This window comes from Bifidobacterium stellenboschense (assembly GCF_000741785.1).
GTDB lineage: Bacteria > Actinomycetota > Actinomycetes > Actinomycetales > Bifidobacteriaceae > Bifidobacterium > Bifidobacterium stellenboschense.
On sequence record NZ_JGZP01000011.1, the window covers coordinates 34,859 to 61,045 of the forward strand.

General features: G+C 67.0%; 47 protein-coding genes and 1 tRNA gene. All 48 read right to left on the reverse strand.

The genetic code is table 11. The annotated features are described in order from the left end of the window. Window position 1 precedes the first annotated feature (1 nt). Window positions 2-754 carry a hypothetical protein gene (locus tag BSTEL_RS04310; RefSeq protein ID WP_034527545.1) on the reverse strand — a complete coding sequence of 251 codons (753 nt, stop codon included), beginning with the start codon at window positions 752-754 and terminating at the stop codon, window positions 2-4. Further along, on the reverse strand, window positions 747-905 hold the full coding sequence (locus BSTEL_RS12420; RefSeq protein WP_169741210.1) for a hypothetical protein: 159 nt from the start codon (window positions 903-905) through the stop codon (window positions 747-749). The genes BSTEL_RS04310 and BSTEL_RS12420 overlap by 8 nt, the downstream gene beginning before the upstream one ends. Continuing rightward, window positions 902-1,309 carry a hypothetical protein gene (locus BSTEL_RS04315; protein ID WP_034527548.1) on the reverse strand — a complete coding sequence of 136 codons (408 nt, stop codon included), beginning with the start codon at window positions 1,307-1,309 and terminating at the stop codon, window positions 902-904. The genes BSTEL_RS12420 and BSTEL_RS04315 overlap by 4 nt, the downstream gene beginning before the upstream one ends. A gap of 13 nt (window positions 1,310-1,322) precedes the next feature. Then, the gene (locus tag BSTEL_RS12550; RefSeq protein ID WP_051922842.1) at window positions 1,323-1,577 is read right to left on the reverse strand and encodes a hypothetical protein; all 255 of its coding nucleotides are present in this window, start codon (window positions 1,575-1,577) and stop codon (window positions 1,323-1,325) included. Window positions 1,578-1,580: 3 nt separating this feature from the next. Continuing rightward, the gene (locus tag BSTEL_RS12555; RefSeq protein WP_051922843.1) at window positions 1,581-1,928 is read right to left on the reverse strand and encodes a collagen-like protein; all 348 of its coding nucleotides are present in this window, start codon (window positions 1,926-1,928) and stop codon (window positions 1,581-1,583) included. A 13-nt stretch (window positions 1,929-1,941) separates the two neighbouring features. Beyond that, window positions 1,942-2,301, reverse strand: coding sequence for a hypothetical protein (locus BSTEL_RS04325; RefSeq protein ID WP_034527555.1), 360 nt, complete (start codon window positions 2,299-2,301; stop codon window positions 1,942-1,944). A gap of 17 nt (window positions 2,302-2,318) precedes the next feature. Beyond that, window positions 2,319-2,813 carry a hypothetical protein gene (locus BSTEL_RS04330; protein ID WP_034527557.1) on the reverse strand — a complete coding sequence of 165 codons (495 nt, stop codon included), beginning with the start codon at window positions 2,811-2,813 and terminating at the stop codon, window positions 2,319-2,321. After that, complete coding sequence (locus BSTEL_RS04335; protein WP_034527559.1) at window positions 2,813-3,952, reverse strand: hypothetical protein; 1,140 nt, start codon at window positions 3,950-3,952, stop codon at window positions 2,813-2,815. The genes BSTEL_RS04330 and BSTEL_RS04335 overlap by 1 nt, the downstream gene beginning before the upstream one ends. A 4-nt stretch (window positions 3,953-3,956) precedes the next feature. Next, entirely contained in the window at window positions 3,957-4,694 is a 738-nt protein-coding gene (locus BSTEL_RS04340; RefSeq protein ID WP_034527571.1) for a hypothetical protein, read from the reverse strand. A gap of 28 nt (window positions 4,695-4,722) precedes the next feature. Continuing rightward, window positions 4,723-7,152: a tape measure protein gene (locus tag BSTEL_RS11380; protein ID WP_051922844.1), complete on the reverse strand. Its 2,430-nt coding sequence runs from the start codon at window positions 7,150-7,152 to the stop codon at window positions 4,723-4,725. An 18-nt stretch (window positions 7,153-7,170) separates the two neighbouring features. Continuing rightward, window positions 7,171-7,602, reverse strand: coding sequence for a hypothetical protein (locus BSTEL_RS04350; protein WP_238567624.1), 432 nt, complete (start codon window positions 7,600-7,602; stop codon window positions 7,171-7,173). Window positions 7,603-7,649: 47 nt separating this feature from the next. Beyond that, window positions 7,650-7,976: a hypothetical protein gene (locus BSTEL_RS04355; RefSeq protein ID WP_034527585.1), complete on the reverse strand. Its 327-nt coding sequence runs from the start codon at window positions 7,974-7,976 to the stop codon at window positions 7,650-7,652. Continuing rightward, entirely contained in the window at window positions 7,973-8,572 is a 600-nt protein-coding gene (locus BSTEL_RS04360; RefSeq protein ID WP_051922845.1) for a phage tail tube protein, read from the reverse strand. Before BSTEL_RS04360 ends, BSTEL_RS04355 begins: the two co-directional genes overlap by 4 nt. Before the next feature lie 15 nt (window positions 8,573-8,587). After that, complete coding sequence (locus tag BSTEL_RS04365) at window positions 8,588-8,959, reverse strand: hypothetical protein (RefSeq protein ID WP_034527588.1); 372 nt, start codon at window positions 8,957-8,959, stop codon at window positions 8,588-8,590. Next, window positions 8,959-9,237, reverse strand: a complete 279-nt coding sequence (locus tag BSTEL_RS04370; protein WP_034527835.1) for a hypothetical protein — start codon at window positions 9,235-9,237, stop codon at window positions 8,959-8,961. Before BSTEL_RS04370 ends, BSTEL_RS04365 begins: the two co-directional genes overlap by 1 nt. Window positions 9,238-9,239: 2 nt before the next feature. Next, window positions 9,240-9,587: a hypothetical protein gene (locus tag BSTEL_RS04375; RefSeq protein WP_338010571.1), complete on the reverse strand. Its 348-nt coding sequence runs from the start codon at window positions 9,585-9,587 to the stop codon at window positions 9,240-9,242. Next, window positions 9,584-9,979, reverse strand: a complete 396-nt coding sequence (locus BSTEL_RS04380; RefSeq protein WP_034527590.1) for a Gp19/Gp15/Gp42 family protein — start codon at window positions 9,977-9,979, stop codon at window positions 9,584-9,586. The genes BSTEL_RS04375 and BSTEL_RS04380 overlap by 4 nt, the downstream gene beginning before the upstream one ends. Before the next feature lie 12 nt (window positions 9,980-9,991). Further along, window positions 9,992-10,393 (reverse strand): head fiber protein, encoded by a 402-nt coding sequence (locus BSTEL_RS04385; protein ID WP_034527592.1) that lies wholly within the window; start codon window positions 10,391-10,393, stop codon window positions 9,992-9,994. Next, on the reverse strand, window positions 10,393-11,334 hold the full coding sequence (locus BSTEL_RS04390) for a phage major capsid protein (RefSeq protein ID WP_034527601.1): 942 nt from the start codon (window positions 11,332-11,334) through the stop codon (window positions 10,393-10,395). Before BSTEL_RS04390 ends, BSTEL_RS04385 begins: the two co-directional genes overlap by 1 nt. Window positions 11,335-11,379: 45 nt before the next feature. Then, a complete protein-coding gene (locus BSTEL_RS04395) occupies window positions 11,380-11,862 on the reverse strand; it encodes a capsid assembly scaffolding protein Gp46 family protein (RefSeq protein WP_051922846.1) in 483 nt (160 codons plus the stop codon). 87 nt (window positions 11,863-11,949) lie between these two features. Further along, entirely contained in the window at window positions 11,950-12,144 is a 195-nt protein-coding gene (locus BSTEL_RS04400; RefSeq protein ID WP_156963155.1) for a hypothetical protein, read from the reverse strand. Between the two features lie 65 nt (window positions 12,145-12,209). After that, window positions 12,210-13,376 carry a VG15 protein gene (locus BSTEL_RS11385; RefSeq protein ID WP_051922847.1) on the reverse strand — a complete coding sequence of 389 codons (1,167 nt, stop codon included), beginning with the start codon at window positions 13,374-13,376 and terminating at the stop codon, window positions 12,210-12,212. Further along, entirely contained in the window at window positions 13,285-14,796 is a 1,512-nt protein-coding gene (locus tag BSTEL_RS04410) for a phage portal protein (protein WP_034527611.1), read from the reverse strand. Before BSTEL_RS04410 ends, BSTEL_RS11385 begins: the two co-directional genes overlap by 92 nt. After that, window positions 14,796-16,235, reverse strand: coding sequence for a terminase (locus tag BSTEL_RS04415; RefSeq protein ID WP_034527612.1), 1,440 nt, complete (start codon window positions 16,233-16,235; stop codon window positions 14,796-14,798). The genes BSTEL_RS04410 and BSTEL_RS04415 overlap by 1 nt, the downstream gene beginning before the upstream one ends. Next, window positions 16,213-16,629 carry a hypothetical protein gene (locus tag BSTEL_RS11390; RefSeq protein ID WP_051922848.1) on the reverse strand — a complete coding sequence of 139 codons (417 nt, stop codon included), beginning with the start codon at window positions 16,627-16,629 and terminating at the stop codon, window positions 16,213-16,215. The genes BSTEL_RS04415 and BSTEL_RS11390 overlap by 23 nt, the downstream gene beginning before the upstream one ends. Before the next feature lie 134 nt (window positions 16,630-16,763). Then, complete coding sequence (locus BSTEL_RS04425) at window positions 16,764-17,144, reverse strand: HNH endonuclease (protein WP_034527613.1); 381 nt, start codon at window positions 17,142-17,144, stop codon at window positions 16,764-16,766. After that, window positions 17,089-17,325, reverse strand: coding sequence for a hypothetical protein (locus BSTEL_RS12305; protein WP_034527614.1), 237 nt, complete (start codon window positions 17,323-17,325; stop codon window positions 17,089-17,091). Before BSTEL_RS12305 ends, BSTEL_RS04425 begins: the two co-directional genes overlap by 56 nt. An 86-nt stretch (window positions 17,326-17,411) precedes the next feature. Next, window positions 17,412-17,831: a hypothetical protein gene (locus BSTEL_RS04435; protein ID WP_156963156.1), complete on the reverse strand. Its 420-nt coding sequence runs from the start codon at window positions 17,829-17,831 to the stop codon at window positions 17,412-17,414. Then, window positions 17,818-18,120 carry a hypothetical protein gene (locus BSTEL_RS04440; protein WP_034527618.1) on the reverse strand — a complete coding sequence of 101 codons (303 nt, stop codon included), beginning with the start codon at window positions 18,118-18,120 and terminating at the stop codon, window positions 17,818-17,820. The genes BSTEL_RS04435 and BSTEL_RS04440 overlap by 14 nt, the downstream gene beginning before the upstream one ends. Window positions 18,121-18,189: 69 nt before the next feature. Next, a tRNA-Arg gene (locus BSTEL_RS12075) sits at window positions 18,190-18,302 on the reverse strand. 181 nt (window positions 18,303-18,483) lie between these two features. Then, window positions 18,484-19,230, reverse strand: a complete 747-nt coding sequence (locus BSTEL_RS04445; RefSeq protein WP_034527619.1) for a hypothetical protein — start codon at window positions 19,228-19,230, stop codon at window positions 18,484-18,486. Between the two features lie 213 nt (window positions 19,231-19,443). Continuing rightward, entirely contained in the window at window positions 19,444-19,629 is a 186-nt protein-coding gene (locus BSTEL_RS04450) for a hypothetical protein (protein WP_034527621.1), read from the reverse strand. Next, window positions 19,626-19,850 carry a hypothetical protein gene (locus tag BSTEL_RS04455; RefSeq protein ID WP_034527623.1) on the reverse strand — a complete coding sequence of 75 codons (225 nt, stop codon included), beginning with the start codon at window positions 19,848-19,850 and terminating at the stop codon, window positions 19,626-19,628. The genes BSTEL_RS04450 and BSTEL_RS04455 overlap by 4 nt, the downstream gene beginning before the upstream one ends. Continuing rightward, on the reverse strand, window positions 19,847-20,026 hold the full coding sequence (locus BSTEL_RS04460; RefSeq protein ID WP_034527625.1) for a hypothetical protein: 180 nt from the start codon (window positions 20,024-20,026) through the stop codon (window positions 19,847-19,849). The genes BSTEL_RS04455 and BSTEL_RS04460 overlap by 4 nt, the downstream gene beginning before the upstream one ends. Further along, window positions 20,023-20,481 (reverse strand): hypothetical protein, encoded by a 459-nt coding sequence (locus BSTEL_RS04465; RefSeq protein WP_156963157.1) that lies wholly within the window; start codon window positions 20,479-20,481, stop codon window positions 20,023-20,025. Before BSTEL_RS04465 ends, BSTEL_RS04460 begins: the two co-directional genes overlap by 4 nt. Next, window positions 20,478-20,750, reverse strand: a complete 273-nt coding sequence (locus BSTEL_RS04470; protein ID WP_034527629.1) for a hypothetical protein — start codon at window positions 20,748-20,750, stop codon at window positions 20,478-20,480. Before BSTEL_RS04470 ends, BSTEL_RS04465 begins: the two co-directional genes overlap by 4 nt. Then, window positions 20,747-21,100 (reverse strand): hypothetical protein, encoded by a 354-nt coding sequence (locus BSTEL_RS04475; protein WP_034527631.1) that lies wholly within the window; start codon window positions 21,098-21,100, stop codon window positions 20,747-20,749. The genes BSTEL_RS04470 and BSTEL_RS04475 overlap by 4 nt, the downstream gene beginning before the upstream one ends. Further along, the gene (locus tag BSTEL_RS12080; protein ID WP_156963158.1) at window positions 21,097-21,273 is read right to left on the reverse strand and encodes a hypothetical protein; all 177 of its coding nucleotides are present in this window, start codon (window positions 21,271-21,273) and stop codon (window positions 21,097-21,099) included. The genes BSTEL_RS04475 and BSTEL_RS12080 overlap by 4 nt, the downstream gene beginning before the upstream one ends. Continuing rightward, complete coding sequence (locus tag BSTEL_RS04480; RefSeq protein WP_034527633.1) at window positions 21,270-21,467, reverse strand: hypothetical protein; 198 nt, start codon at window positions 21,465-21,467, stop codon at window positions 21,270-21,272. The genes BSTEL_RS12080 and BSTEL_RS04480 overlap by 4 nt, the downstream gene beginning before the upstream one ends. Then, the gene (locus BSTEL_RS04485) at window positions 21,464-21,733 is read right to left on the reverse strand and encodes a hypothetical protein (RefSeq protein ID WP_034527635.1); all 270 of its coding nucleotides are present in this window, start codon (window positions 21,731-21,733) and stop codon (window positions 21,464-21,466) included. Before BSTEL_RS04485 ends, BSTEL_RS04480 begins: the two co-directional genes overlap by 4 nt. After that, window positions 21,730-22,101, reverse strand: coding sequence for a hypothetical protein (locus BSTEL_RS04490; RefSeq protein ID WP_034527637.1), 372 nt, complete (start codon window positions 22,099-22,101; stop codon window positions 21,730-21,732). Before BSTEL_RS04490 ends, BSTEL_RS04485 begins: the two co-directional genes overlap by 4 nt. Next, on the reverse strand, window positions 22,098-22,289 hold the full coding sequence (locus tag BSTEL_RS04495; RefSeq protein WP_034527640.1) for a hypothetical protein: 192 nt from the start codon (window positions 22,287-22,289) through the stop codon (window positions 22,098-22,100). Before BSTEL_RS04495 ends, BSTEL_RS04490 begins: the two co-directional genes overlap by 4 nt. A gap of 2 nt (window positions 22,290-22,291) precedes the next feature. After that, window positions 22,292-22,912 carry a 3'-5' exonuclease family protein gene (locus BSTEL_RS04500; protein ID WP_051922849.1) on the reverse strand — a complete coding sequence of 207 codons (621 nt, stop codon included), beginning with the start codon at window positions 22,910-22,912 and terminating at the stop codon, window positions 22,292-22,294. A 23-nt stretch (window positions 22,913-22,935) separates the two neighbouring features. Further along, window positions 22,936-23,961 carry a helix-turn-helix domain-containing protein gene (locus BSTEL_RS12705; RefSeq protein ID WP_238567625.1) on the reverse strand — a complete coding sequence of 342 codons (1,026 nt, stop codon included), beginning with the start codon at window positions 23,959-23,961 and terminating at the stop codon, window positions 22,936-22,938. Continuing rightward, window positions 23,958-24,173: a hypothetical protein gene (locus BSTEL_RS04515; protein ID WP_034527642.1), complete on the reverse strand. Its 216-nt coding sequence runs from the start codon at window positions 24,171-24,173 to the stop codon at window positions 23,958-23,960. Before BSTEL_RS04515 ends, BSTEL_RS12705 begins: the two co-directional genes overlap by 4 nt. Next, window positions 24,170-24,802, reverse strand: coding sequence for a RusA family crossover junction endodeoxyribonuclease (locus BSTEL_RS04520; RefSeq protein ID WP_034527645.1), 633 nt, complete (start codon window positions 24,800-24,802; stop codon window positions 24,170-24,172). The genes BSTEL_RS04515 and BSTEL_RS04520 overlap by 4 nt, the downstream gene beginning before the upstream one ends. Continuing rightward, the gene (locus BSTEL_RS04525; protein ID WP_034527647.1) at window positions 24,799-25,485 is read right to left on the reverse strand and encodes a hypothetical protein; all 687 of its coding nucleotides are present in this window, start codon (window positions 25,483-25,485) and stop codon (window positions 24,799-24,801) included. Before BSTEL_RS04525 ends, BSTEL_RS04520 begins: the two co-directional genes overlap by 4 nt. A 32-nt stretch (window positions 25,486-25,517) precedes the next feature. Beyond that, the gene (locus BSTEL_RS04530; RefSeq protein WP_034527650.1) at window positions 25,518-26,087 is read right to left on the reverse strand and encodes a single-stranded DNA-binding protein; all 570 of its coding nucleotides are present in this window, start codon (window positions 26,085-26,087) and stop codon (window positions 25,518-25,520) included. Window positions 26,088-26,187: the final 100 nt, after the last annotated feature.

The following is a 26,187-nucleotide window of genomic DNA, read 5'->3' on the forward strand; positions in this document are numbered from 1 at the left end:
GTCAGCTCACCTCCACGGTGGTCTTGCCGAGGTTCGCGTTCGTGGACCTCCAGACGGCATAGGAGACCGTGCCGCCGGACGCGTTCACGTGGTCGAACGTCTTGAGCAGGCCGAAGCCGCCCTCGAAGCCGCCGACCTTGAACGTGGGCGTGCCCCACGAGGCGGGGAACGCGTAGTAGATGTACTGGCCCTCTCCCGCGGTCAGCGTGAACGATTTCGCGCGCGCGGTCGCGTATTCGCCGGTGGCCGCGTTGAGGACCGCGTCGGTCACGCCGTCCGCGTCGTAGGCTCCGGTGAACCAGTGGCGCTTGTCGTAGAACGTGACGCCCGCGGTGCGCGACGCGGTGGCCTTGCGCGCGTCGGTCGCGGTCAGCGTCCATGTCCTGTTCGCGGTCAGGTTCACGGCCTTCAGGGTGGTCCCCTTGCTGGCCGTGTCCTGCGCGTCCTTGTCGAGCGTCAGCGTGGCGGGCGTCTTGTTGACGCTCCATGCGAGCGTCACGTCGGCGACGGTCGCGCCGCGTTCCGCCTGCGACGGCGTGCACGTGAACGCGGTGACGTTGATCTTCGAGTAGAGCGAGAGCGTGCCGTCCGCGGTGATGTCGAAGTCGCCGCCGGGCTTGACTATGCCCGCCTTGTCCGCGGTCGCGATGCCGCCGCCTTCGCCCTTCAACGCGAATTTGGCCTCGTTGGCCGCATCCTGTTTCTCCTTGAACCGGGCGAGCCGGTCGAGGTCGATGACCTTCGATTCAGCCATCGTGTTCCTCCTTATCTGTCGTGGTGGGTGGTTGGAACAGGTTGTCGATGTCTTGGTCGATCGCGTAGGTGATGTGCGTGCCGCCGGCGACGGTGTCCTCGACGACGAGCACCGTGTCCGAACAGGAGCATCCGTCGAGCGTGCGGATCATGCGGCCTCCTTGCTGACGGCGGGTTCGACGAGCGCGACGCCCGCCATGAACCGTGTGACCGTGCCGTCCGGGGCGGCGAGCAGCAGGTCGTAGCGGCACGTGCCCGGATCCATCGCGGTGGAGCGTTCCGGGTCGATGGCGACGGTCACGTGGCCGGCCGCGTCCAATGCGACGAGGTCGCTCAGATCGGCTATGAGCTCGTCGTCGCGGCGCAATTGCATGCGCGCCGTCCAGCCGGTCAGGTCGACCGGGGTGAGCGTGCAGCCGGCATCGTCCGAGTCGGCGTCGTCCGTGGCGGTGTCGTCGCGGACGCGGCGCGCCCATTGGAGTCGGAACCGGTTGGACGCGCCGGCGATGATGATGAGGTCCGCGGCGAGCAGCGCGGCCCTTCCCAGCGTGGTCATATCCGCCTCGCTTTCACTGGGTGCGCCGCCACACATGGGCGGCGGCGGACGGCAGACGCGCCCACGTGCCCCCGTAGAGGGTGCCGGGATCGGTGCCGGTGGTGTTGGCGATGAGGTCGCCGACCGGGTGGGCGCCCTTGTACAGGTCGGTGGGGCCGGGCACGGGCCCGGTTTCCCCGGTCTCGCCCTTCTCCCCTTGGATGCCCCGCGGGCCCTCGTCGCCCTTCGGGCCCTTCACGTTGCCGAGCAGGATGCGTTTGGTCGCCATGGGCTAGTCTCCTTCCGTGGTGTTGGTGGCGTCGTCGAAGTCGTAGTAGAGGCTGCCGGTCGCCGCGTCGTACTCGAACGGGGGCGGCGTGTTCGTGTCGTCGTAGTAGGCGTACAGGTTCCCGGCAGGGTCGACGGCGAGCATGTACAGGCCGTTGACCTGCGTGGCGATGCCGCTTTCGCCCTGCGGGCCCTGCGGGCCTTCCGGGCCACGCTCGCCTTTGGGGCCCTGGATGCCCTGTTCGCCGCGCGGGCCGCGGTCGCCGGTGTCGCCCTTCTCGCCCTGCGGCCCCTGCCTGCCCTGCGGGCCGGGGATGCCGACGGTCTTCCTGTCGATGATCTGGTCGGCCATGGGAGTCTCCTTTCTAGAGTTCGAGGTGGTAGTGGCCCCAGCCGAGCAGCTCCACGCCGCCCGACAGGGGGTTCCGGGCGGTGAGCCGCCATTCGCCGTCCGTGCGTCCCGCCCACTCGTCGCCGTCGAACGTGCCGGGGGCGAGCATGACCGCGGCCACGCCCCGCGAGTCGAGGCTCACGTCGTCGGTCTCGAACCACACGTCGCCCAGCGGGCCGCTCATGCGGAACACGCCGGTCCAGCCGTCCATGTCGACCGGCCGGTAGCCTTGTCCGTCGCCCGCGTCCTGCGTCCACTGGACGCCGACGCGTTCGGATACGCCGCGGTGCAGGAGGATGTCGCCGCGGCCGACGTTCTGCGTGATGGTGGTCATCGTGTTCCCCTTTCCGTCTAGATGCTCGGAGGCGTCATCGGCTTGTAGCCGGACACGTAGCTGCTGATCGAGCCGAACTGCAGGTAGCAGTAGTTGAGCGCGGTCTTGATCTTCCCGTAGTTCGACTGGACGCCGGCGAGCGCGGATTGGATGGATTGTTGCTGCGCGTTGATCGTGTTCTGCTGGGCTTGTAGGGAGGATTGCTGGGATTGGAGCGTGGATTGCATCGATCTGATGTTGTTGACCGCGTCCTGGAGTCGGTTGACGGTGTCGTTGAGCGTGTTCTGCTGGGATTGGAGTGTGGCGAGCATGCTCGCGAGCTGCTTCTGCTGCTCCTCCAGCTGCTGTTGCTGGCGTTTGAGTTCGGCGGTGATCTCCTGGAGTTTGCGGGTGATCTGGCCGAGTTCGGTGCCGGTGGGCCGGTTGGCCTCCATGTTCGCGGCGTCGCGTTCGCGTTCGCGCCGCTGCTGGTTCGCGAACGGGTCCAGGCGGCCCGGCTTGTACAAGCCCATCACGTCCTCCTTCTGGCCTGCAGGGTGATCCAGTCCGAGTCGGCGGAGCCGGACACGTCGGTGATCTTCAACGCGAACGACCGGTCGCCGAGCAGCAGGTCGCTGATGCGCACGTCCATGTGGTCGCCCACGTGCATGTCCCATTCCTCGCCGGCCTTCAGGGCGAACGACTCCGAATCCCGGTCGCCGGCGGCGAGCTGACTGGCGGCGTATGCCTGCAATGTGGCGAGGATGCTGACGGTGGTGTGGCTTTTGTCGGCCGTCTGCATGACGGGCCAGCCCTGGGCGGTGAGGGTCGAGCCTTTGCGGCGGGCCATGACGGTCTTGTCGTCGTCCTTGCCGCCGGCCGCCCACACGTCGGTCGTCAGGGGCGCCCCGTCCTCCCCGTATTTGGTGAAGTAGCAGCGTTGGCCGGGGGCGGCGGCGTTCATCCGCCATTCGTGGTCCACGATCTCGCGTGCGGATTGGAGGAGGAATTCGAGCCGGTCGCCCGCGTCCGATTGTATGACGCGTGGCGTGAACCGGATCTCGTCGCCGTCCTCCAGTCCGGCGAGGTCGCTGAGCCGGTCGGCCGTGGTGGCGAGGTCGTAGCCGCCGTAGTTGCGTTCGTAGGTGCCGCCCGTCACGGCGGGCAATGCGATGGGCAGCGCGCCCCATTTCATGGCTTCGGCGACGAGCCCGCGCGCGATGTCCGAGTAGCTGCCGGTCAGGTGGAGGAGCCAGTCGCCGGCGGGATGCTCGTCGTCGACGAGCACGTCCCCGTCCCGGAAGCTCCGGTCGAGGTTGTGGTTCAATACGAGGCGGCGGCCGAGCAGCGTCCATCCGCCGCCGCACGACAGGCTGAGCCTGCGGGCCACGGGATCCCATTCGCGGGAGGTGACGGGTCCCGCGTGCTTGACCATGCCGGGGCCGCGCTGCACGCTGAGGATGACGCGCCACGGGCGCAGCATGGCGTACACGCCCACGCCGGCCTCGTCCATGCGCTCCGTGACCTCGTTCAAGACGATGTCCACGCTCATCGAACCGGGCTCCGAGATGGAGTCCGACCACGAGCACGCCGTGTAGGGGATGCGCGCCAGATGCCTGCCGGTGGTGATGTCCCACGCGTGCACGGTCAGCGCGGCCAGCCGGTCCGTCATGCTCTCACCTCCATGCGGGGCTCACGGTCATGCTGATGTCCGGGCTGCCCGCCTGCGCGACCGTCAGGTCCCAGGCGCCCGGCGGTATCTGGAACGCGTCGTCGTGCGACACGGTCCCCTGCGAGGGGATCATGTCGGTGAAGTCCAGTTCCAAGGGGGCGGCCGCGCCCTTCCACGAGACGCGCCTGCCCTGGAACGTGATGTCGAAGCTCGTCGCCCCCGTCGAGCGCAGCAGCGGCCATGAGGGCGCGTTGCCCGCGTTCGCCACGTGGATGAGCCCCGCCTTGTACTGGCGCCACACGACCGGCCGCCCGTACTTGAACGGGTCCGGGCAGCTGATGACGAGCGTGAACCGGAACGCGTGCTCCGTGGCGAACATGCTCGGCTCCGGGTCGTCCGCGAGGAAGCCCGTGACCGAACGCGCGCCGGCCGCGTCGTGCACCGTGACCGTCAACGGCAGGCAGGCGAGCGCGCACACGCGGTCCCGGAGATGCGCGGTCTCGACGGCGCTCAGGCCGGCGGCGGCCCCCTTGACGGTGAGCGTGCGGCTGGCGCTGGTGAGGCGGCTGGGCCAGTAGCCGCCGTCGCGTTGGGGGACGCTGGTGGCGCTCTCGTTGGGTTTGGGGGTGCCGTACCAGCCGTCGAGACCGTCCTGGACGAGCCATATGTTGCCGCGGTCGCCGGTGCGCGTGGCCGTCAGGACGAGCGGTTCGACGCCGTCGGCGGTGATGTCGATGCGCACGTGTCATCTCCTTCCCATGGTTCCGGGGTCAGCCCCACGCGTTGACGGCGGCCTCGGTGCGCGCGCCGAACATGGCGAACAGCACGTCCGGGTCGGTGCCCGACGCGTCGATGCTGACCTGCACGTTGGTGTTGCGGGGTTGGATGGCGGTGTTGCGGAGGCCGTCGGCGCCGCCGGTCATGCCGCCTGTGAGCGAGTAGTCGGTGGGCGTGGGTGTGAGGCGGGCGTTGATGGCGGCCATGCTGCCGCCGATCGCGTCGAGCGCGGTGGGTGTGGCGGCGGTGATGCCTTCGGCGAGGCCGGTGACGATGGCGCGGCCCGAGTAGGGTGTCCAGCCGTGTCCGGAGAACGGGCCCTGTTTGGCGGGCGAGTGCGGGATGAACGAGGCGATCTTGTCGAGCACGCCCTTGACCGCGTCCCCGGCCTTGCCGGCCATGCTGGTGATGCCGTCGGCGAGGCCCTTGATGATGGCGGCGCCCGCGTCTTTCAGCCAGGTGCCGGCGCCGGAGAAGAATCCGGTGATCTTGTCCTTGATGCCGGACACGGTGTTTACCACGTTGTCGATGCCGGTGGAGGCGGCGGATTTGATGCCGTCCCAGATGCCGGAGAAGAACGTGCCGATGGCGGTCCATGCGGCGTTCCATGCGCCGGACAGGACGGCGACGCCGCTGTCGATGGCTCCGGTGACGTAGGCGACGGCGGTGGAGGCGATGCCCTTGATGTACTCCCAGATGCCGGAGAACACGGTCTGGATGCCTTGCCATGCCATGCCCCAATTGCCGGTGAACACGCCGGTGATGAACGTGATGACGCCGGTGAGGACGGTGATGATGCCGTTGATGGTGGTCATGACGCCTTGGATGACGGGCATCATGTTCGTCATGATGGTCTGGGCGACGCTCGTGACGATGGGCAGTATCTGCTGGATGGCGGAGAGCAGCGGGGGCAGCACCGAGGAGACGAACTGGGAGACCGCGTCGAACAGGGGCGTGACGGCGGGCAGTATCGTGGACACGAACATGTCGGCCAGCTGCTGGATGGTCGGCAGGAGGCCTCGCACCGTGTCGGCGACCTGTCCGATGATGCTCTGGATGGTCGGCATGTTCGCCTGGATGACGCCGGCCAGCTGGTTGACGAACTGCATGACCGGCGGGCCGACCTCGCTGACGAGGCCGGACACTGTGTCGCCGATCTGGGAGAACACGTCGCCGAACAGTTTGCCGATCGTGGCGAACGCGGGGCTGACCGACGCGGCCACTCCCGTCCACATGTCCACGAACTGGGCGGCGAACGGGGCGATGGCGCCGACGATGTCGGACACGGCGGACACGATGCCGCCGAACGCGTCCGAGAATCCGGAGGCGAGGTTCCCGTAGTATTCGCCGAGGTTGCCGGCGATGTCGGGAAGGAGCGGCTGGATGATGCTCCACGCGTTCCGCAACGGGGCGAACGCGTCCGTGAACGCCTGCATGAGGCCGTCCGGGCTGAACGCGTCCTTGAACTCGCTCAGGAAGCTGTCGCCGATGTTCCGCGCGGCGTTGCCGATGGACGGGAGCGCCCCGGCCATCGCGTCGGTCGCCGAGGTCAGCGCGTCGGCGGCCGCGCCCATGGTGCCGGTGATGGCGGGTTTGAGGAAGTCGAGGAACGTGCTGCCGAGTTTGACGGCGGCGGCTTCGAGGTTGCCGGTGGCGCCTTCGATGGTGGTGGCGGACGTGGCCGCGTTCTTGGCGACGTCGCTCATGCCGAGTTGGAGGAGCGCGTCGTTGAATTCCTGGGCGGTGATCTCGCCTTTGGCCATGGCGTCGCGGAAGTCGCCGGTGTAGGCGCCCGCGTTCTTCATGGCGTCCTGGAGGCGTCCGGCCGCGCCGGGGATGGCGTCGGTGAGCTGGTTCCAGTTCTCGGTGGTGAGTTTGCCGGCGCCGGCGGTCTGCGTCAACGCCATGGCGACGCTTTTGAATTCGTTGGAGCCGCCGCCGGCGACGGCGGTGAGGTTGCCGGCCGCTTCGGCGAGCTTGTCGTAGTTGGGTACGCCGTTGGCGGCCAGTTGGGCGGTGGTGTTGCGGATGTCGGCGAGGCCGAACACGGTCTTGTCGGCGTATTCCTGCGTGGAGGCGGTGAGCTTCTTGATTTCCGCGGTGCTTACGCCGGCGAAGTCGAGCGTGCTGGCGAACTTCTGCGCCGAGTCGGATGCTTCGACGATCTGGGAGCTGAGGCCGGCGAACGCGTCGAGCGCGGTGGAGGCGACGGATTGGGCGATGCCGGCGACCACGCCGAGCTTCGTGCCCAGGCCGGAGCTGATCTTGGAGCCGAAGCCGGCGGAGAAGCCGCCGCCAGCCTCGTCGCCGGCCTTCTGGCCGGTGCTTTTGGCGGGGCCGGCGAACGCGCTTTCGATGGCCTTGCCGACGCCCTTCATCGAGGGGACGATCTGCACGTATGCCTGGGCGAGCTGGTAGGCCATGTCGGCTCCTCTCTTCGGTTATTCGCCGTCGCCGGCGGGGTGGGGACGGTAGGCTCGCGCGGTCACGTCCTCGAAGCGTTGGGCGCGGAACCGTTCGAATTCGGCCACGGTCATCGGTTCGGGGCGTATCGTGCGCGTCGGTCTGCCGTCCGCGTCGCGGTCGCGGGGTTCATGCGTCGCGGCGTCGCGGCGTGCGGCGGTGCCGGGGCGGGGCAGGGGGTCGGGCCTGTCGCCGCGTTTGCGTGGGTCGTTGTTGGCCCACATCCACAGGTTGAGCTGGTCGACCTGCGCGGCGAGCAGGTATTCGGCGGTCGTCCAGGCGCGCGGCGAGTCGAGCCGCCGCCACACCATGCTTCCGTCGGGCAGGTTCGCCGCGAGGTCCGCGTAGTCGAGGGGGCGTATGCCGCCCGCCCATAGGGTTGCGGGGTCGAGCCCGTACACGCGCCGCATGTCCGCCCCGAGCGCGTCGGGGCATTCGTGCAGCAGGTGTACGAGCGTCAGGAGTTTGGGGCGAGCTTGCCCATGAGGTCGCCGAGGAACGCGCCCACCTTCTCCAGGGGGATGCGGCCCGTGTCCGGGTCGCGCAGCGCGTCCTTGGCCGGCTTGTACGAGGGGCCGAGGATCCGCATGAGGAACGGGACGATGGCGAGCGCGTCCGAATCGTCGCCGCCGTCCTCGTCGGCGGATTGGATGCGGTAGAGCATTTCGAGGACGTCGAGGTCGTCGAACACGTCGGGGTCGACGGTGACGGTCACGTCCTGCACGGTGACGGTGCGGGGCCCTTTCTTGGGCTTGTGGTCCTGCGGTTGCTTCGGCGTGCTCACTGCTGGCCCTCCTTGCCGTCGCCGGTGGTGTCGCCGGTGGCGGGCTTCGAGATGTATTCGATGCTGGTGACGCCGTCGCCCATGTCGTTGAGCGCGCAGGTCACGTCGTAGGCGGATGCGTCGCCGGCGTGTTCCTGGCGGTCGCCGAATTCGGCGCGGGAGGCGAGGCCGGCCACGAAGCGGTCGAGCACGCCGCCGGTCTTGACGAGTTCGAACACGAGGCGGAACGTCTCGTCGGACGGCATGGAGTGCTTGATGGTCATCTGCTTGTCCGCGCCGTCGACGTTGTCCGTGTTGTAGCGGAGTTTGGCGGCTTCGGCGCGGAGTACTTCGAGGAGCACGAATTGGGCGGATTCCGCGTAGCTGCTGATGACCTTGAGGACGGTGCTGCCGTTCGCGTCCTTGACTTCGGTGTTGTCGGTGTCGGTGGACAGGGTGACGCCGTCCTCGTTCAAATAGCCGAGCAGCTTGTAGTCGGCGGGCAGCGGGGTGGTCGCGTCCGTGGGCAGGGGTGCGGTCGACGGCGCCCAGTACGCGTATCCGCCGATCTTGAACTTGCCGAGGCTGACGTTGGTCGCGTCGTTCGTTTCGGCCATGATGGGTTTCCTTCCTTACAGGTTCACCTTGATGGTGGGTTGGATGAGTATCTGGTAGCGGGGCCGTCCGTCGGGGGCGGGGAAATGGGTCATGCCTGTCACGTCCACGTCGGCGACCGGGTCGAGTTCGACGAGCCGTTTGAGGCGGGGCAGGACGAGGCGTGTGGCCGTGTCGGCGACCTCGTAGGATGAGGTGCCCCATACTTGGACGGCGACGAGGGGGAGGCTGCGGAACCATTCCTCCGTGCCGCCGGTGCGTTCGACGGTGATGAACCGGGTGGGGCGGGCGGCGGTCGAGGCGGCGGGCACGTCCATCGACGCGGGCCAGTCCTTGAGTTCCGGGTCGGCGTTCAGCCAGTCGATGACGGTCTTCTCCACGGGTTCCATCAGCCGCCTCCTGTGCCGAGCGCCTTGGCGAGCGTGTTGTGGGCGGCGTTGTCGACGCGTGCGGCGGTGTTCGCGGTCGAGACGAGCGCGACCGCGCCCACCCGGGAGGGGATGGCGCGCGCGGCCTCGTAGACGGGCGTGCCCGCGTGCGTGTCCGCGCCCATGGAGTTGGCGCGGGCGGCAAGACGGTCTGCCTCCGCGTTGATGGCGCCCAGGGTGCGCGCGTCGCGGCGCATCGCCGTGAACTGGCCGAGGTTGAGTTTCACCGTTCCGGACATGATCACCCCCTGGTGTCGGTGAGTTCGGCGAGCAGGTTCCACCGGGTGGGCGTGAGCCCGCCGTCGGCGGGCAGCGGGTCGCCGACCACCTGGTAGTCGTGGCCGCGCACGGTGACGATCGCACCCCTGAGTGGCCGGTACGGCCATGCGCGGGGGAACGCGCACGTGAGCGCGACGGTCACGCCTTCGGGGCGTGTGGAGTCCGACGCGTTCGAGTCGGCGCCCGGTTTGACGAGCACATCATCGACGCGTTCGGTCTCCTCCCGCCAGACGGGATTGTTGCCCCCGTCCCGCTCGCCGGTGTCGACGCGGTACGTGACGGTGACGGTCTCCCCGTGCATGCGCGTCATACGCTCGCCTCCCCGCTGGCCATGTCGATGCTCCACATGCGCTGCACGCCCACGCCGAGCGAACGCTTCTCCGACTTCGTCAGATACAGGTCCCCATCCGGGTTCGAGTAGCTGAGCGATTCGCTGAACCCGTTCGCGGTCTGCGTGCCCTGGGACACGCCCGCCTGGTCGGCGTTGAGCATGGCGCGTTTGACCATCTGGCAGGTGACGCGCCTCAACGTCGCCGGGGACGCCTGCGCCCACAGAGGGCAGTCGGTCATGATCTTGTCCGACGCGTCCCCGATGAGCACGCCCGCCGTCACACGCTCGCCCCCGGACAGCGTGCGCCACCGGGATTCGAGGTCGGAGACGAGCGCGAACGGCGGGGCCGGCGTGGGATTGTCGTCCGTCATGGCTTGCCTCCCTTACTTGGGGGCGATCACGCCGACCGCACGCAACTGGGTGAGCAGCCCGTTGAACGCGGACGCCAGCGCCGCCGCGTCCGCGTCCGCGGCCACGTTCGGCACGGCCACGCCCTGCTTCACGCCGCCCAGCGCGGCGCCCGTGGCGGCCGGCAGCGTGTACGCGGCCGGGACCACGCCCTTCGCGAGCTTCGCCGCCGTGACCGCGCCGTCGGCGATCGCGGCCGTGTTCACCGCGCCCGCGGCGAGCATGTCCGAGGTGATGGAACCGGCCGCCGGCGTGGAACCGCCGGCGATGTCGATGGGATTGCCGTCCGCGTCGAGGAACTGCGTCTCGATGACCGCCTGGTGCGCGTCGTTCGTGACGCCGCTTGCCAGGTGGTGGAATTCGACTGCCTGACCCATCACTTGCCCGCCTTGCCGGTGGGCGCGTCGCCCTCGACCACGGCGAAGCGGTCGGTGAAGACGTACCAGGCGTACAGGATCTCCAAGCGGAGGGCGATCTGGTTGTTGCGGCGCAGGTCGCCCTGTCCGTCCGGGTCGCCGTAGGTGATGGTCTCGAGCGGCAGGTTGCGCTGCACGCCCCAGTAGATGCCGTTCTTCCAATCGCCGACGATGGCGCCGACCTTCGGCACCGTGTAGTTCTCGCCCTCGGCCGGGGCGGTGAACTCGGGCGCGTTGACGGTGGTGGTCACCGAGGCGGGGATGCCCTTGAAGCTGTTCATGGTCACGCCGTAGCCGAGCTCCGGATAGAGCGGGCGCTTCTGCGTGTCCTTGAGGGTGGCGAGGCTGAACGCGAATTCGCGGCTCATGGCGATGCCGTTGACGTCCCAGCCTTCCTTGTCGTTGAGAATCAGGCCGATGGCCTGCTCCACGTCCACGTCAGGGCTGGCGGTGCGCGTCACGCGCTTGGTGGTCGCGTCCAGATAGTTCGTCCACGCGGTGACCGGCTTACCGGTCAGCGGGTTGAGACGGTAGAACACGCCGAGGTCGAGCGCGCGGGACAACGCCTTCGCGCCTTCGGTGGCGAGCTTGTTGATGATGCCGAGCTGGTAGTCGGAGTCGGCCCACTGCACCTCCTGGTCGAAGCGCATGGTGACCTGCGTCTTGTGGGGCACGGTCTTGACCACGCCGAACGTGCCGGTGGTCGAGGACTTCTGCGCGCCCTCGTCGACGAACTCGGCGCGGGGGCGGTTCTCGAACGTGACGATGCTGGTCTCGCCGAAACGCATCGCCTTCTGCTGCGAGAGCACGCCGATGGCGCTGCCGGACTGCACCTGGTCGACGATGCCGTCCGCGATCTGGGTCGGCATCGCCTTGATGCCGCCGGTACCGAAAATAGCCATGATATGGTCTCCTTACGGGGTTGGTGGATGGTATGTGGATGATGGTCAGTTGGAGAACACGCTGGACGCGAACTGCTGCAGGTCGCTCGGCGCACGGTTCGGCTGCCTGCCGGGATCGGACACCTGCGGGAGCCTACGACCGGACTGCGAGGCCACGTACTCGCCGATGGCCTTCGCATGCTCCTGCATCGCTTCGAGCGAATCACCGACGATGAGGTTCGACGGCAACCCGGTTTCGGCGGCGACCTGCGAGCGCCATTCGTTGGCCTGTTTCTCGGCCTTGAGCTGGTCGAGCTCCTTCTGGAGCCTGGCGGTCTTGGCTTCGGCCTTCTGTTGTTCGCTCATCTGCGATTCCTTGAGCTGTTGCAGCTCGTCGGCCGCGGCCTTGTTGTCCTTGGCGCGTTTCTCCCACTCGCGCGAGTGGGATAGCACCTCGCGGTATTTCGCCTCCCAATCCGTGGGCGTGGATTCGCCGTGCGGCTTGCCCGCGTCCTGCGACTGGTCGGCGGTGTTGGCTTCCTCGGCCATGTGTTTCCTCCTATGGATGTTGATGTGGGGCCCGTTTCGGGCATAAAAAAACCACCCGTGCGGGTGGTTGGGGAATTGTGTTCACCTTTATGCGTAGGCGTGTTCTTTCAGTGGTTGGCGAAACTGCTCTTTGTCTTCGTCAAGCACAAGGGAAAAAGCGTCCATCACCGTATCGCGTGGTGAATTAATAGCGATCGCGACCCAGAGAAGATCCAGCATGCACTCGTAGTATTCTCCGGCACGGAAACATGCGTTTGCGCTTTCCCAATGCTGTTCCTTCATGGATGAATGAACGATAGGCGACAAAACACGGCACATGGACTGATATTGTTCCTGTGTTGGCATTTTCAGGTATTCAATCCTTTCTTGTCCTTGGCATCCGGGAATGCTGTATTAACGCGCCACCCGTTCTTCTTTTTAGTCAATCTGACAAGAATCCTTACGCCTTCGATGTCCTTCACCATTTCACGGTTATTTGGACGTTGGCCGTCTTTATCCTCATCAGGATCAACTATGGTTTCTTTTACGGCCCATTTTATCTTCTTTTCATCCCAGTCGTCGGGGAATTTCGTTTTTCCGGGATTCTTCGACCATGATGCGTGTCCTCCGTTGCCGTTGGGGTCTCCTTCGAGGATGTGCGTCCAGATTCGACTGCTGATGTTGCGGACATCGTCGGGCCATTCGGCGGACAGGTCATAGACGCCTCCGCTGAGTTCGTCGGGAAAGAGGTGGTTCATGGCCACGGTGACGGCGTTCTCGTCGGTGGATCCTCCGGTCTTCTTCACCCCGGCCCTATACATGTCGCGACATCGCTGCTGCGACGGCGTGAGTACATCGCCCCTCCATCCGGGGATCGCCGTGCAATGGCATCGTCCGTCATGCAGTTTCCCGCCGAAGATCGCCTTGTCCTTGCTGTGGTAGACGAAGCCGCGTCCGGCGAGCATGACGCAGAACGCGCATGGTTTCGCGCCTCCGGTGGCTCGCGCCCAGCGTGGTCCGGTCGGGTCGTGGGCGAGGTTGTATTCCATGGTGTAGCGGGCGGAGGCGTGCACCATGTCCGCGGCCCACTGCATCGCGTCGTCCACGTTTTTAAGGCTCGGCCACAGGTCGTCCACGGTCAGTCCGGCGCGGGACTGCCCGTTTTTGAGCTGCGTGTAGTTCAGGCCGTTGTAGTCGTTGCCGTTGAAGCCGCCGACCATCCGGTAGAGCGTATGGTCGGGGTCGTAGACGTCGCCGGTCGCGTAGTCCTCGAACGTGTACCCGTACGCGTCCTCGTAGGCCTTGCGCACGTTGGCGTAGTAGTTGTTCGCGTACTGGCTGGCGTCGCGCGCGTAGTCGCGCATGATGCCGGTCAGGTCCGGGTCCGGGCGGCCGTGCTCATGTTCGATGGCGGACGAGGCCGCGTCGGCGAGCGCTTCGAGGTCATCCTGATAGCCCTTGGTCAGTTGTCCCAGCGTCGCTTCCAGTTCCCGGCGCTTGTCGTCCGACAGCGGCGGGAGATTCGGACTGGCCATCGGGACCCTCCTGCCTGTTTGCGGCTACCTGCTGCCGGATCTGGTCGATATGGTCCTGCGCGCGTTTCCTTTGCTGGTAGGCGCGGAAGGATCGGATCTCGCCGAACGTGAGACCGGCCTTCATGAGGCCGATGTCGCTGTCGGCGAAGTCCTGGTTGACGCCGGCGACCTTCGCGTAGTAGTCGGCGCGCGCCGCGTCCGACACTTCGCGGGTGGGCGCCCAGACGGGCGTGACGCGGGCCATGGTCTCGTCGTCGAGGTCGAGGGCCATGCCGGCCACGTCCTTGAGGGCGCGGGAGAAGAGGCGGTTCTGCCGGTCGGCCTCGCGCGAGAGTTTGCGTTCGGCGGCGGCCATGGCCTCCGCGCTGGCGGGGTTGTCCATGGTGATGCCGAGGTCGTTGACGGGCAGGTTCGTTTCGGAGGCGACCATCATGGCGAGGGTCTTGAGCATGTCGGAGTGGGGTTGCATCGACGCCTGGGACACCTGCTTGAGTTCGGGTATCTGGTCGTCGACGTCGCGGGACACCGCGTTGATGGACGATATGAGGCTTTTCCACACGTCCTTGCCGAGCGCGTCCCGGTCCAATCCGAGGAACCAGAGTTTGGGTGCGGCGTAGAATTCGGCGTTGCCCTCCATGCGCAGGATGGTGCGGAACGCGGCGTCGGTCAGGCTCATCACGGGCCGGCTGATGCGGCTCCGGCCGAACGGCCTGTTGAGCTGCGGGTCGTAGGAGAACGCGACCACGCTGGGCCGCCCGTAGTTCGTAATCTGGGGTTCCGCCCGCCAGCCGGCAGCCTTTTTGCGGCAGATGTACACCTTGTCGGGCAGCCATACGTTGAACCCGGTGATGGTGCCGTCCCGGTCGGCGTCGGTGATGGTCATGGCGCTGTTGATCTGGTTGTTGTACGTGTCCCAGATGGCCGACGACCAGTCGGCGGAGCGGGGCGTGATCTTGGCGCGCCCGTCGTCGCCGATGCTGACGGTCAGGAACGCGCACGAGTGCGTGTACGCGCTCACGATGGTCTGGGAGACCATCGAGTCGAGCGAGTTCGCTTCGAACAGGGCGGCCACGTCCGACGCCAATCCGTCCGACGTGCCGCCGTCGACGCTGAACCCCTCGAAGGCGCTCAGGTCGGCGAGGGAGCGTACCGCCTTGGCCGGCCACCCGACCGGGGCCCAGTATCCGCGGCTGATGTTCTCGGGGATCGCGATGCCGAAGTTCCTCAGGTTCTCGTGGGCGGAATAGTAGAGGCCGCGCAGCACGTTGCCGCCCATCTTGTCGCGCCATGTTTTGAGCAGGTCTTCGACGACGTCCCAATCCGATTCGTCCACGGACGCGATGGAGCGCGCCGTGGGCAGCGTGTTCGAGGCGAGGAACGGTTTGCCGCCGGCGGCGGCCACGATTTCGTCGCTGGCCATCAGATCATCATCTCCTGTCTCCTGTTGGGGTTGCGTTTGGTGATGGTGGTGCCGTAGGCGGCGAGCGTGACGGCGACGAGGGGGCTGATGTCGATGTCGCCGCCCATCTTGTTCCAGCCGACCGCGCCGGATTGGCCGATGTTGCGGGTGGTGGCGTTCGCGACGGCCTGGGCGAGGGCGGGCGCGTCCTTGTCGGGCAGGTGGGTGAGCTTGTGGTCGCGCAGCAGGTCGAGGAACAGGCCGCAGGCGCGGCCCATGTCGCTGGCGTTGGTGACGATGGGGCGCACGTGGCGGGCCTTGAGGTCGGCGAGCAACGCCATGGCGGGGCTTTGGCCGTCGATGACGACGCTCGCGGTCTTGGGCCAGTGGTCGGCGATGTAGTCGACGGCCCACATGCTGCCGGCCTGCTTGGTGGCCTTGAACTCGCGTAGTTCGACGTGGATGCCTCCGTCGGGGTGGCGGATGGCGCCGCCGATGGCGAGCGTCGACCGGTCGGGGCTCATGTCGAGCGCGTAGCCGACGAGCCCGGTCTTGTCGACGTGTTCCGCGTCGACGGCGGCCTGCTCCCATTGCGTGGGGTCGATGGCCCGGTGGGCCGCGGTCTCGTCCCAGATGCCCAGCGCCTCGCGGCGGAAGCTGTCTTCGGCCATGAGGTTGCGCATCCTCAATATGGCGGTCTCGCTCGTGCGTTTCGGATACGACGGGTTCGCCTTCGCCCATTGGCCGCGGTCGTCGGGGTCGGCGTCCCTGTCGGCGGCGAGCTCGACGTACACCATGCCGTCCGTGCCGGCGAGCGCGGCGCGGCGTTTCTCCTCGAACACTTCGCTTTGGTCGCCGGGTTTGGGCGGGTTGCCGAGGAACACGACGAGCGGGTCGGGTGATGTGTTGACGATGGGGAGCATGTTGTCGAGGGCGCGGACGGTGAGGATCTGGGCCTCGTCGAAGATTTCCACGTCCACGCTGTGGAGGCCTCGGCCGAAGCCGTTCTCGCGGGCGCCGAACATGATGCGGCTGTGGTTGCGGAACGTGATCTCCTGCTGGCCGTTGGCGCGGCGGATGCGTTCGACGCGGCGGCCGAGGAGCTTGTTCTTGGCGAGGTCGCACAGGTCGGCGAACGTCTCGTCGCTGGTCCTCGTGTGGTGGGCGGTCCAGATGACCTTGAGTCCGGGCTTGAGGATGCAGGTGAGGAACATGGCGGTGCCGAGCGTGAACGTCTTGCCGATCTGGCGGCATGAGCTGACGACGGTGCCGCCCTCGCCGCACGCGTATCTGCCATCCTGGCGGCGGGCGAACAGGAGGTAGAGCAGTCCCTGCTGCCACAGGTCGTAGTGGATGCCGGCCTTGAGGGCGACGCGGTTCAACCGGGTGAAGTCGCTGGAGACGATGCCGCTCGGCTGGTTGAGGTGCTGGGCGATCTCAGACAATCGACGTTCCGGCATCCGCGTTCACCTCGCTTGTGTCGTCGGTCAGGTCGGCGAGCAGGTCGTCGCCGCCGGCCATGTCGTGGAGCTTCTCGCACACGGCGACGTAGCGGGCGACGATGTTCGATATCGCGTTCGCCGGGGTCGCCGGATCGTCCAGGTATTGCTTCAGCCGGTCGCGCGCGTGGCGCAGGTCGTCCTCGATACTGCCGTCCATCATCCGGTCGAAGTCGCGGCTGTTGAGCTGGGGTGCCGGCTCCGGCTTGGGTTCCGGCTTCCGTTTCGGGGGCGTGCCGTGTTTTCTGCGTTCGCGGCAGGCGAGCACGCGGCAGGACGCGGAGCAGTACTTCGCCTTCGCGGACTGGTTCGGGTCGAGGGGCTTGCCGCAGTGCGCGCAGGTCCTCACGGGCATGGCGGCCTCCTCCGGGAACGGGCGTTAACGGCCGGCGGCGCTGTTAACGGTTAACGGTTACGAATCGTGGGGAGAGATTCTGACTGCGCCCGAGGGTCGGATGGACGGCCGGGGCCGGGTGCCTCCCCGTGGGTCTACCAGTCGCCGCTTGTCGTCAATGGCATCGATGTGGCCTTCATGCGCGGTTCCGTGGTGTGGTTCGTGTTCGCCGTGTCGGCGTTGAGGAGTCGTGCGACCTCGCGGCGAGCCCATGCGAGCGTGTGGGTTCCTTTGATGCGGTTGCACCAGTTGTGGGCGAGGTTGACGTTGTCCCAGTCGAGTGCGCTGCCGCCTCGTGCGACGGGTATGGTCTCGTCGACGGTCTTGCTCCATGGGTCGGGCCATGGGAGTGTCTTGTCGACGGGGCGGCCGCAGATGTAGCAGGTGTCGTAGTGGGCGTACACGCGCCGGCATAGCTGGTCACGCCTGTAGGCCTTGCCCTTGCCTCGTCTGGGGTTGCCGTGGCGGCCGCTCACTGCACGCCTCCTCCCATGCTTTCATGAACGCGTCGCATGCGTGCCGCATGACGGGGGTGAGGTTCTGGACGATGGGGTGTCCGTCCGGGCTGGCGCGCATGGGCACGGGCAATCCGTCCATCTCCGCGAGCATGGTGTGATGCCGGTCGCAGACGAGCAGATCCAACGTCGGTCCGTCCATGGCGTTCCTTCCCGTGGATATGGGTAGGCCCCGCACGCTGGCGGGGCGTTGGATGTGGGGTCAGTGGGTTTTGCCGCTGATCCGTGTCAGAATGGCGTCCTGTAATCGTTCGGGGAAGCGGCGGGTTCCGGGTCGCTGTCGAGCGCGCCGTTGCTGAAGTCCTCGATGTTCTGCACGATCCTCCCGATCGCGGCGTCACGGTCTTTTTTCGCCTTCCGTCCGAAGAGCGCGAAGACGACCGCCACGCACACGCACAGGATGCCGACGTACAGGTCCAAGCCGGCATGGCCTCCGTGGATGATCGCGGGGATGTCCTGGAGGACGAGTGGCGCGCCGAGGCCCGTGAACCCCCAGAACGCGTTGTCGAATTTGCCTTGCCCGTCGGGAATCTGCCGGATATCCCTTCTGAGATGGTCGAGGTCGATGACTCGCATGGGCGTCGCCTCCTCATTGTCCGGCAGGATGACGTTCGTCCTGTATTGGGAGATTCTTCTAGTCGACGGCATCCCGGGCGTCCTTGTCGAAATGCCAGTCGTCGACGGTGCCCGCCATGGACGCGTTGAACAGCAGCACGTATCCGCATGAACGGCAGGTGGCGAGCACGAGAGGAAACACGTTCTCCGTGTACCCGTCGGCCGTGACCTCCCTGAGCACATACGTGGAGTCCGGTATGGCCCAGTCGTTCCCATGACACACGGGACAGGCGTCGATGCGCTCCATCTGTTCGGATACGTAGTCGAAGGCGCGTTGTCTCGCCGCGCGCAGTCGGCTTTCATGCTTGTTGTCGGTTGGCATACGCCAATCATAACGATTGCGGTGCGTCGCGTCGCCGTCAGCGCCAACCGAAAGCGGCGGCGCGGCGCATGGTGGCTTGGGCGGGATTCGAATCCGCGGCGGCCCGACCTCACCGGTCTATTTGCGGTACCGCTCCCTCGCCTCGCGGCGATGGCCCTTTCGTCCCCTCAGGCACGCAAGCCATTGGCGGGAGGACATGATTCGACGCCGGTGTGGACCCGGCGCCGCCCGATCGGGGAGCCTCCCATATGCGCGCGGCCACCGCATCGGAGAAAACCCGCACGATGGCCGCCTGCGTCATCCCCGATGCCATGGCATGGAAATGACCACTATAGGCAATGATTGCGTGACAGTCGGGTTTTGTCAAGTCCGCCTGCGTCGCGCGCGCTCGTATCCGGCGAGGCGCGTATGCGCGGCCCACACATCCCAGACGAGGATGACGGGCGCTCCCCCATCCCGCGTGACCGGTGTGATGACGCCGCGCCTGACCCATTGCCGGATCGTCGCCGCCTTGATGTCGATCCCCCACGGCTTCAACAGCCGGGACAACTGGGCGGGCGTGCCCTTCACACCCCGCGCATGCAACCGCTGCATGGCCAGCGTATGCAGATCCTTGATGCGCCACGTCCCGCCGCATCCGGGGCACGGCACCCAGCCGCCCGCGATCTCCTGTTCGTCGCAGCGCAGCTCGCGCACGCACCGCGGGCACCAGCCGACCATGCGCGTCCCCTCCGGCGGATACAACAACAGCCGCGCCCGCCCCACAAGATCACGCGCCCCGCCGGCGAGCGCGGTCAACGTGTCGGAGTCGAGCATGTCCAGGCGTGTGCGGTTGGCGAGCGCGCCTTTGATGAGGTCGTGGCCGTCCATGTCGCGTGTGGGGTGCAGGTGGAGCAGGTGGACGAGCCGGCGTGTGTAGGCGTCGATGTCCTGGACGAGTTGGAAGGCGCCGAGGTTGATGGGCAGGGGCGCGCTCGCCGCTGTCGTGTGTCCGCTGTTGGTGTGGTCGCCGATGTGGATGGTTTTGGTGGCGAGTTGGTCGAGGGGTTGCCGGAGGTCGCGTAGTCGGGTGAGCTGGTCGGTGAGTTGTTGGGTGGGTGTGGTGGTCAAGGCGAAACCCTCCGGTCGAACAGGTGTACTATAGATGCTTGTTCAGGGCACGCCCTTCACTCCCGTCCGGGGGTGGGGGGTTTCGCTTTTGATGCGTTGATACGTTTTGATACGTTTTGATACGTTGTTATTTGCCTCGTTGGATCCGTGTCGTCCCGTATGGTGGCGGGAACGGCGTGGTTCCAACGATTCGCTTGTTTTCCTTCTTTTGCCTTACTGGTCGTCGAACAGGGGCGGCGGGATGGACTCGACCGTGCGGGCGGGACGCGGCCGGCCGTCGCCCGCGGCGATCACGGCGCGCACCTCGTCGAGCGGCAGGCGCGTGGCATGGGCGATCTCGGTGGCGCTATAGCCTTGCGCGTGCTTGCGCAGGATCAGCGAGCGCGTAACCGCGTTCATGCCGTCTCCCCGTCCAATTGCGCCTTCGCCGCCATGTAGGCGGCCTGCTCCGTGGCTTTCCATGGGCCGAGGTAGTGGCGCGGGTCCGTGCAGCGGATCCGGTAGCTGTCGCGGCCGGTGTGGTTCTGCCGGGTGTGCGTCATGCGCAGTGGCCTGCCGCATTGCGGGCAATGCCATTCGCGGGCCATCGCCCAATAGTCCGGTTCGAAAGTGAGTGTCATTGGTCGTCCTCCTTGTATTCGACGCGGAATGGTGTGCCACAACCCCAGCAGCGTTTCGTCCAGCCCGTGCCGATGCGGTTGGTGGGAACGCTGTTGATGCGCCCGCACTCGGGACAGCGCACGTTGCGCTCGCTGTAGGATGTCGGGAGCCTGTGGATGTAGGCGATGGCGGTCATGAGTAGTCCTTTCCTCCGGAGTGGCCGCTGATCCATCCGGTACCGTTTTTGGTGACGTTGACCATGACGTTGCTGCCACGCCTGCCGGGTTTGTGCATGCGGGCCTTGTCGGCCATGTCCTTGCACAGGAGGCAGTCGCGCTCCCAGCCGCGCCCGTGCCGGCCACCACGATCCCGGTAGCGCCACCGCGTGGTCTTGGGCGTCCACTTGTGCCCGTTGCCGCAGTACTCGCTCATACCACGCACACTGATGGGCGGCTCCGCGTCCCTGAGCGTCTTGACGGTGCCGCCCGACACCAGCCCCTCGGCGAGGACCAGACGGTGGCAGCGGCGGCACAGGCCGTCACGGCACAGCCACGGGAAACGACGGTGGCAGCGCTCGCAGGCGAACCGTGCGTGGTGGCCGGATGCGCGGCATAGTTCGATGTATTCCTCCAGCGCGGGGTCCATGCTCATTCCATGCCTCCGGTGATGTCGTCGATGAGCTGGCAGCTGACGGCGTCGACGTGGTCTCCGGTCTTGATGACGAGGCAGAGTCGTTTGACGTCGCCGGTCACGATGCGTTCCTGCGTGACGGTCTGCGCTGGTTCGGGCGTGGTCAGGGTGGTGAACGCGACGCCGATGATGCCGACGACGCCCGTGACGAGCGTGATCGTGATGATGATGGCCAAGAGGCCGATCGTGCTTTCGACGCTCCAGTCCTTGAACGGGTGGCGGATGCTCATTCGTTGTCTCCTTCCATGTGGATGCGCGTGAACGGCGCGGTACGCGCGAAATCGGGGTCGTCCATGTCCCACGCGGTCTGCGGCATGTCCCACGCGCCGCCGGCGCGCATGAGCCACGGCACGAGCCGCCCGTCAAGCGTGGCCACGAGCCATATGTCGCCCTCGCGATCCCGCCACAGGCCCGGCTTGTCCGGCAGGCCGCGCATCTCGCCGCCGGCGCTCGCCGATGCTCCCGTCCCGCCCGCGGCGTCGTCCGTGGTCTGGCCGTCGGGCATGATGGTGAGGTTGATGGTGAGGGTCGCGCCGGCGGCGAGCGCGGTCTTGACGAGTTCGTTGATGTCGGTGTTCATTGTGTTCTCCTTTGCTTCTTGTCGATGTAGTTGAGGACGTTCCTGTATGCGTCCCGTTTCGCCTGGGCCGACCTCATCAATGGCGTGTAGTCGTCCGCGTCGAGGATGACGAGGCTCATCCGGTGGATGCTTCGTTTCAGGTATTCGCGGATGTCGTCAACGTCGGTGCTCATTGGTTTCTCCCACTTTCTCCCTTCTGGGTCTCCCTTTTTTCTCCCTCGTTGCCGGCGCGTGTGCGGCGGGTGGTGAACGGGTTCCAGTCGAACACGCGGTGGAGGGCGGTCATGCACACGACGGTGGAGACCATGAGCGTCGATTGGAATACGGCGACCGCGAGGAGCAGGCAGATTAGGTCCCATACGTTCACCGTCGGCCTCCGGTCTCCTGGCATACGGGGCATAGTCCGCCTGTGAGTTTCGGGTCGTAGTCGCCGCATCGGGCGCACAGGCCGGGTTCCGTGTGCGCCGGTTCGTCGAGGAAGGTGGTGTCGGTTTCGAGCCCGTAGTGTTCGTACACGTAGCGGGCGCACGCTTCGGGCGGGGTGTCTTCGATGGCGGCGAGCGTGACGTGGTCCGCCCAGTGGCGGAGCGCTTCCGCGAGGTCGGCCTGCGTGTAGATCCTCGCGCTGCTCATTCGTCGTCCTCCTCGGCGCGGGGGGTTTCCTCGATGACGATGTCGCCGGGTTTCGCGTGGCGTAGGCCTTTGGCGATGGTTTCGAGGAATCCGGCGAATTTGACGCGGCTTTTCTCGTCGATGTCCTCGCTCACGCAGCAGAACGCGTTGCCTTCCCCGGGGCGCATCTGGAGGCAGGCGACGGTGACGCATCCGAGCGCCCCCGGCGGCAGGAAGTTGACCACGAGGTTGAAGGCGTCGGGGTGGGACAGGTCGAGCATGTGCCCGTCCGCGAGCAGCGCGATGGGCATGTCGCTGCCCGGTTTGAATCCGGCGGGCGGTTCCTGCCTGCCGTTCCAACGGTTCTTCTGGTTCTTCTTCTTGCTCATTCGGTTTCCTCCTTGTGGTTGATGGTCTCGTGTGGTTGGCGGTGGGGGTCGCCTTGCCGGTAGCGGTTGATGTCGTCGGTCATGGCGAGCATGAGGCGGAGTGTGGCGGGGTCGGTGCGGCGGGGATGGGTGGCGGGTTTGGCGGGCGTGTAGTTGCCGGTCTTCTCGCCGAGGATCCGGACTGGCATGGCTACTCGGTTTCATGGTCGGTGCCGGTGGGGTCGTGGCGGCTTGCGGGTGGGATGAGCGACAGGTAGCGCCGGTAGTCGTGGATGTCCCTGTCGAGGCAGTCGTCGACGCGGTGGCGGGCGTGGTAGCCGCTCGCGTAGGGGTGGTGGCCTCGGGCCTGGAGTGCGAGGCGCAGGCCGGTGAGGTCGAGGCGCCGGTAGTGGAGGCAGTCGTCGACGGTGACGTACATGTCGGTGTCGATGACGGCGAGCCATGACAGGAGGCGCACGTGGTCGAACTGGGGGTTGGTGCCGGCCAGGTGGAGCGTGTACCGGGCGGCGAGGCCGGTCACGAAGCGGACGATCAGATCGGCGGCGTCAGGCTCGCCGAGGCCTTGGGCCTCGCATTCGGCGAGCAGTCCGTTGTCGAGGTGCATGCGCATGGCGGGCAGTTCCATGCGGATGAGCTGGCGGCCGTCGATGTGGTGGACGACGGACAGCCGGTCGGTCTCCCGGCTCGCGTCCATGGTGGTGCATCGCATGCCGGTCTCGAGGATGCGCGCGCCTTCGCCGAGTCCGGTGGCCTCCAGGTCGAGCCACAGGAGCATGTCGGGCCTCGGCATGGGCGGATTGGTGGTGGTCATTGGTGGTTCCTTTCGTGGGGTGGTCATGCGATCGTGTCGAGGTCGTCGACGGGGGGCATGCCCGCGGCCGCCTCGCACAGGAGTTCGACGATGCGGGCGGGCTCCATGCCGTCGGCGAGCATGTCGGCGACCTGGGCGATCCACTCGGGCGCGTGGCGGCGGTCGCCGAGCGCGGCTTTGATGCGGGTGCTGGTGTCGAGGATGCGGCGGGCGCGCGAACGCACATCCCGCTCCCCCGCCGCGCCGCCGCCGGCGTCCGTGGCCGGGGCCCCGTACACGCCGGTGTCGCGCTCGCGGTACTGGGCCTCGCGGCGCATCCACCGGCGGAACGCGGCGGGCCAGTCCACGCTGGTCATGCCCTTGTCGCGCGCCCAGTCCCGGAAGTCGTCGAACACGTGTTCGACGTCGAGGTGGAGTTCGGCGGCGAGCGCGGTGGCGTCGGGGTCCGTGTCGGGCGTGTACCCGCTGGCGTCGATGCCGGTGCGCGGGTCGTCGGTCTTGGTCGGGTTTTCGGTCTGGCTCGCGCGCGTACTCTCCCTTGACGGTTCTATTGACGGTTCCTGTGACGGTTTGGGTGAAGTGGGTTTCACCCCTAAAGCGAAGTGGGTTTCACCCGTGGGGTGAAGTGGGTTTCGCCCGTGGGGTGAAGCTGGTTTCACCTGTGGGGTGAAGTCTGTTTCACCGGTGAAGCGGGTTTCGGGGGTGAAGTCTGTTTCACCCCTGTTTTCCGCGTCATGGTGCGCTTCGTCGGGGTTTTCGCTCTTGGTTTTCTTGGGGAAGAGCTTGTAGACGACGGGGCGGCGGCCTTTGGCGTATTTGCCGACGAGTTTCTGGTCGCCTTTGCGGATCAGCCCGGTCTTCTCGAGTTTGCGCAGCAGGAGTTGGATGCTGCGTTCGCTTTTCTCGACCTCTTGGGCCATGGTGGCGACGGAAGGCCAGGCCATGCCGTCGTCGTTGGCGTAGTCGGCGAGGACGATGAGGAGGAGTTTGGCGGTGCTGTCCCCGTGGAGCTTGGTCTTCTTGGCGCGGGCGACGAGTTCGATGCTCATGCCTGCTCCTTTCTGAGTTGCTTGGCGATGGCGCGTCCGGGGCCGGTGAGCGCCCACAGGCCGGACATGTCGGGTTGGATGAGCCCGTGCGCTTCGAGCCGGCGGAACGCGGTCGAATCGTTCGAGCCGACGGTGAGCGTGCTGTACGGGTTGAGGAGCGTGGCGAGGATCTCGCGCATCGTCGCGGTCAGGGTCAACGTGATCGGTCTCATCGCATGCCTCCGTCCAAATGGTGGAGGCTGGCGAGACGGCTGACGCTGACCGTGCCGTCCCCGTTCACGGGGGACGCGGCCGAAAGCTGCATGTCGCCCTCCGGGGTCATGGGCCGCCACATGTGGTCGAGGTCGAACAGGACGGGGTCGGTGACGGGGATGATGGTCAAATACGCGCCGGCGGGGCGCATGGGCGCGGCGTACAGTTTCGCCACGTCCCAGCGCACGATCCGGCTGTCGTCCGCGAGCACCCCGTCGCGGCATTTGCCCAGATGCCTGCTGTTGACCCGCTGCAATCCGTCGCCCAGGGCGCGCAGCAGCTTGTCCAGATCGCCGCCGCCCGCCCGCTTCGCCGCCTGCGTGGCCGGCAGCGGGAACCGGGGCGCGCGCGGGGACGGCATGCGCAGCTCCCCGCGGATCTCCACCGGACAGTCATACGGCTCCAACCCGGCGCGGTGCAGGGCGGCGAGCGCGATCACACGCACCCGTTCCTCCCATTCGCCGGTCCGACGGTCCACGTTCAGCGCCTTGCCGCGCCCGCCCGTGTACGGGGTGACGGATCCCTTGGTGATGGGCGTGCCGGGGATGACCAGGTCGAGGGCGCGTCCCCCGTTGTCCGTGCCGCTCATCGCGTCGCCTCCGCGTCCGTCCGGTATTCGAGGACGACCACGTACCGGCCCGCACGCTCCCGGTCGGGGGCGATGCCGCACCGCCAACAAGCGCGTCCGCCCGGATACGCCTTGAACTTGCCGGAGTGCAGGCGCGAGCGCATGTCGAGCGCCTGCTTGCGCGACTGGCCGCGCGCGATCACCGCCGGCATGCCCGGATGCGCCATGAGCACGCGGGCGATCAGCTGCGAGCGCGTCAGCCTCTTCGTCCCGTCCTCCGCATCCTCGGGCCACGAGCCCAGGAACTCGCACCCCTCCGGCAGCTCCCCGCCGTCCACCGGCGCGGGTTCGGGTCGTGCGGGTTCAGGTTCAGGTTCGGGGTCAAGGTCAGGCCGCGCGGGTTCGGCCGCGTCGACGAACGAGGTGCCAGCCGGCGTGTCCACACGACGCTCCACGACCACGCGCGGCCCGGAGTCCACGGGCGCGGCGGCGACCACCTTCCATCCCGAATCCCCGGCGATGACGGGATCCGCGGGCGCGCTCGCGGGCGTGGCCGTGGGTTCGATTCCGGGGCGGGGGTGGTGGGTGCGTTGGCACCAGCGGGTGACGGCGCGTTTCTCGCCGGGGTCGAGTTGGTCGAGGCCTTCGGACAGGGCGAGATAGTAGAGTTCCTTGAGTTCCGCGTCGGTGTATTTCGAGGCCATGATGCGTGTTCCTTTCCGTGTGGCGGGTGCGGTTAGAATTCGGGGTCGTCCTGGGCGGGCGGGTAGTCGTCGCTTGCGCCGAACGTGGTGCCGCCTTCGGCCCATGGGTCGGTTTCGGGCGTGTTGTGCGGGTCCTGCGGCGGGGTCTGCGTGGCCCCGCCCTGCCAGCCGGCCCCGCCCTGGTAGCCGTTCTGGTAGCCGTTCTGGTATCCGTTGCCGGTGCGGCCGGCGTGGCCGGTCTGCTGGCGGGCGACGGCGGCGGTGGCGTAGCGCAATGAGGGGCCGATGTCGTCGATGGTCATGTCGATGACGGTGCGGTTCTGCCCGTCCTGCGTCTGGTAGGAGTGCTGGCGGAGCGTGCCGCGGGCGATGACGCGCATGCCCTTCCTGAGGCTCTGCGCGCAATGGTCGGCGAGGTCGCGCCACGCGCTGCAGCGCATGAACAGGGCCTGCCCGTCCTGCCATTGGCCGGATTGGCGGTCGTAGGTGCGGGGCGTGGACGCGATCGTGAACGAGCAGACGGTCGCGCCCGTCGAGATGGTGCGTAGTTCGGGGTCGGCGGTCAGGTTGCCGACGATCGTCAGTAGGGTCTCCCCTGCCATGGGTGGTCTCCTCCCTCGTGAGACTGGTGTGGTGTGGTGGGGCGCGCGCAGGCCGGCCGCTCCGTATCGCTTTCCGGCCTTCGTTCCCCCGATGCCGCGG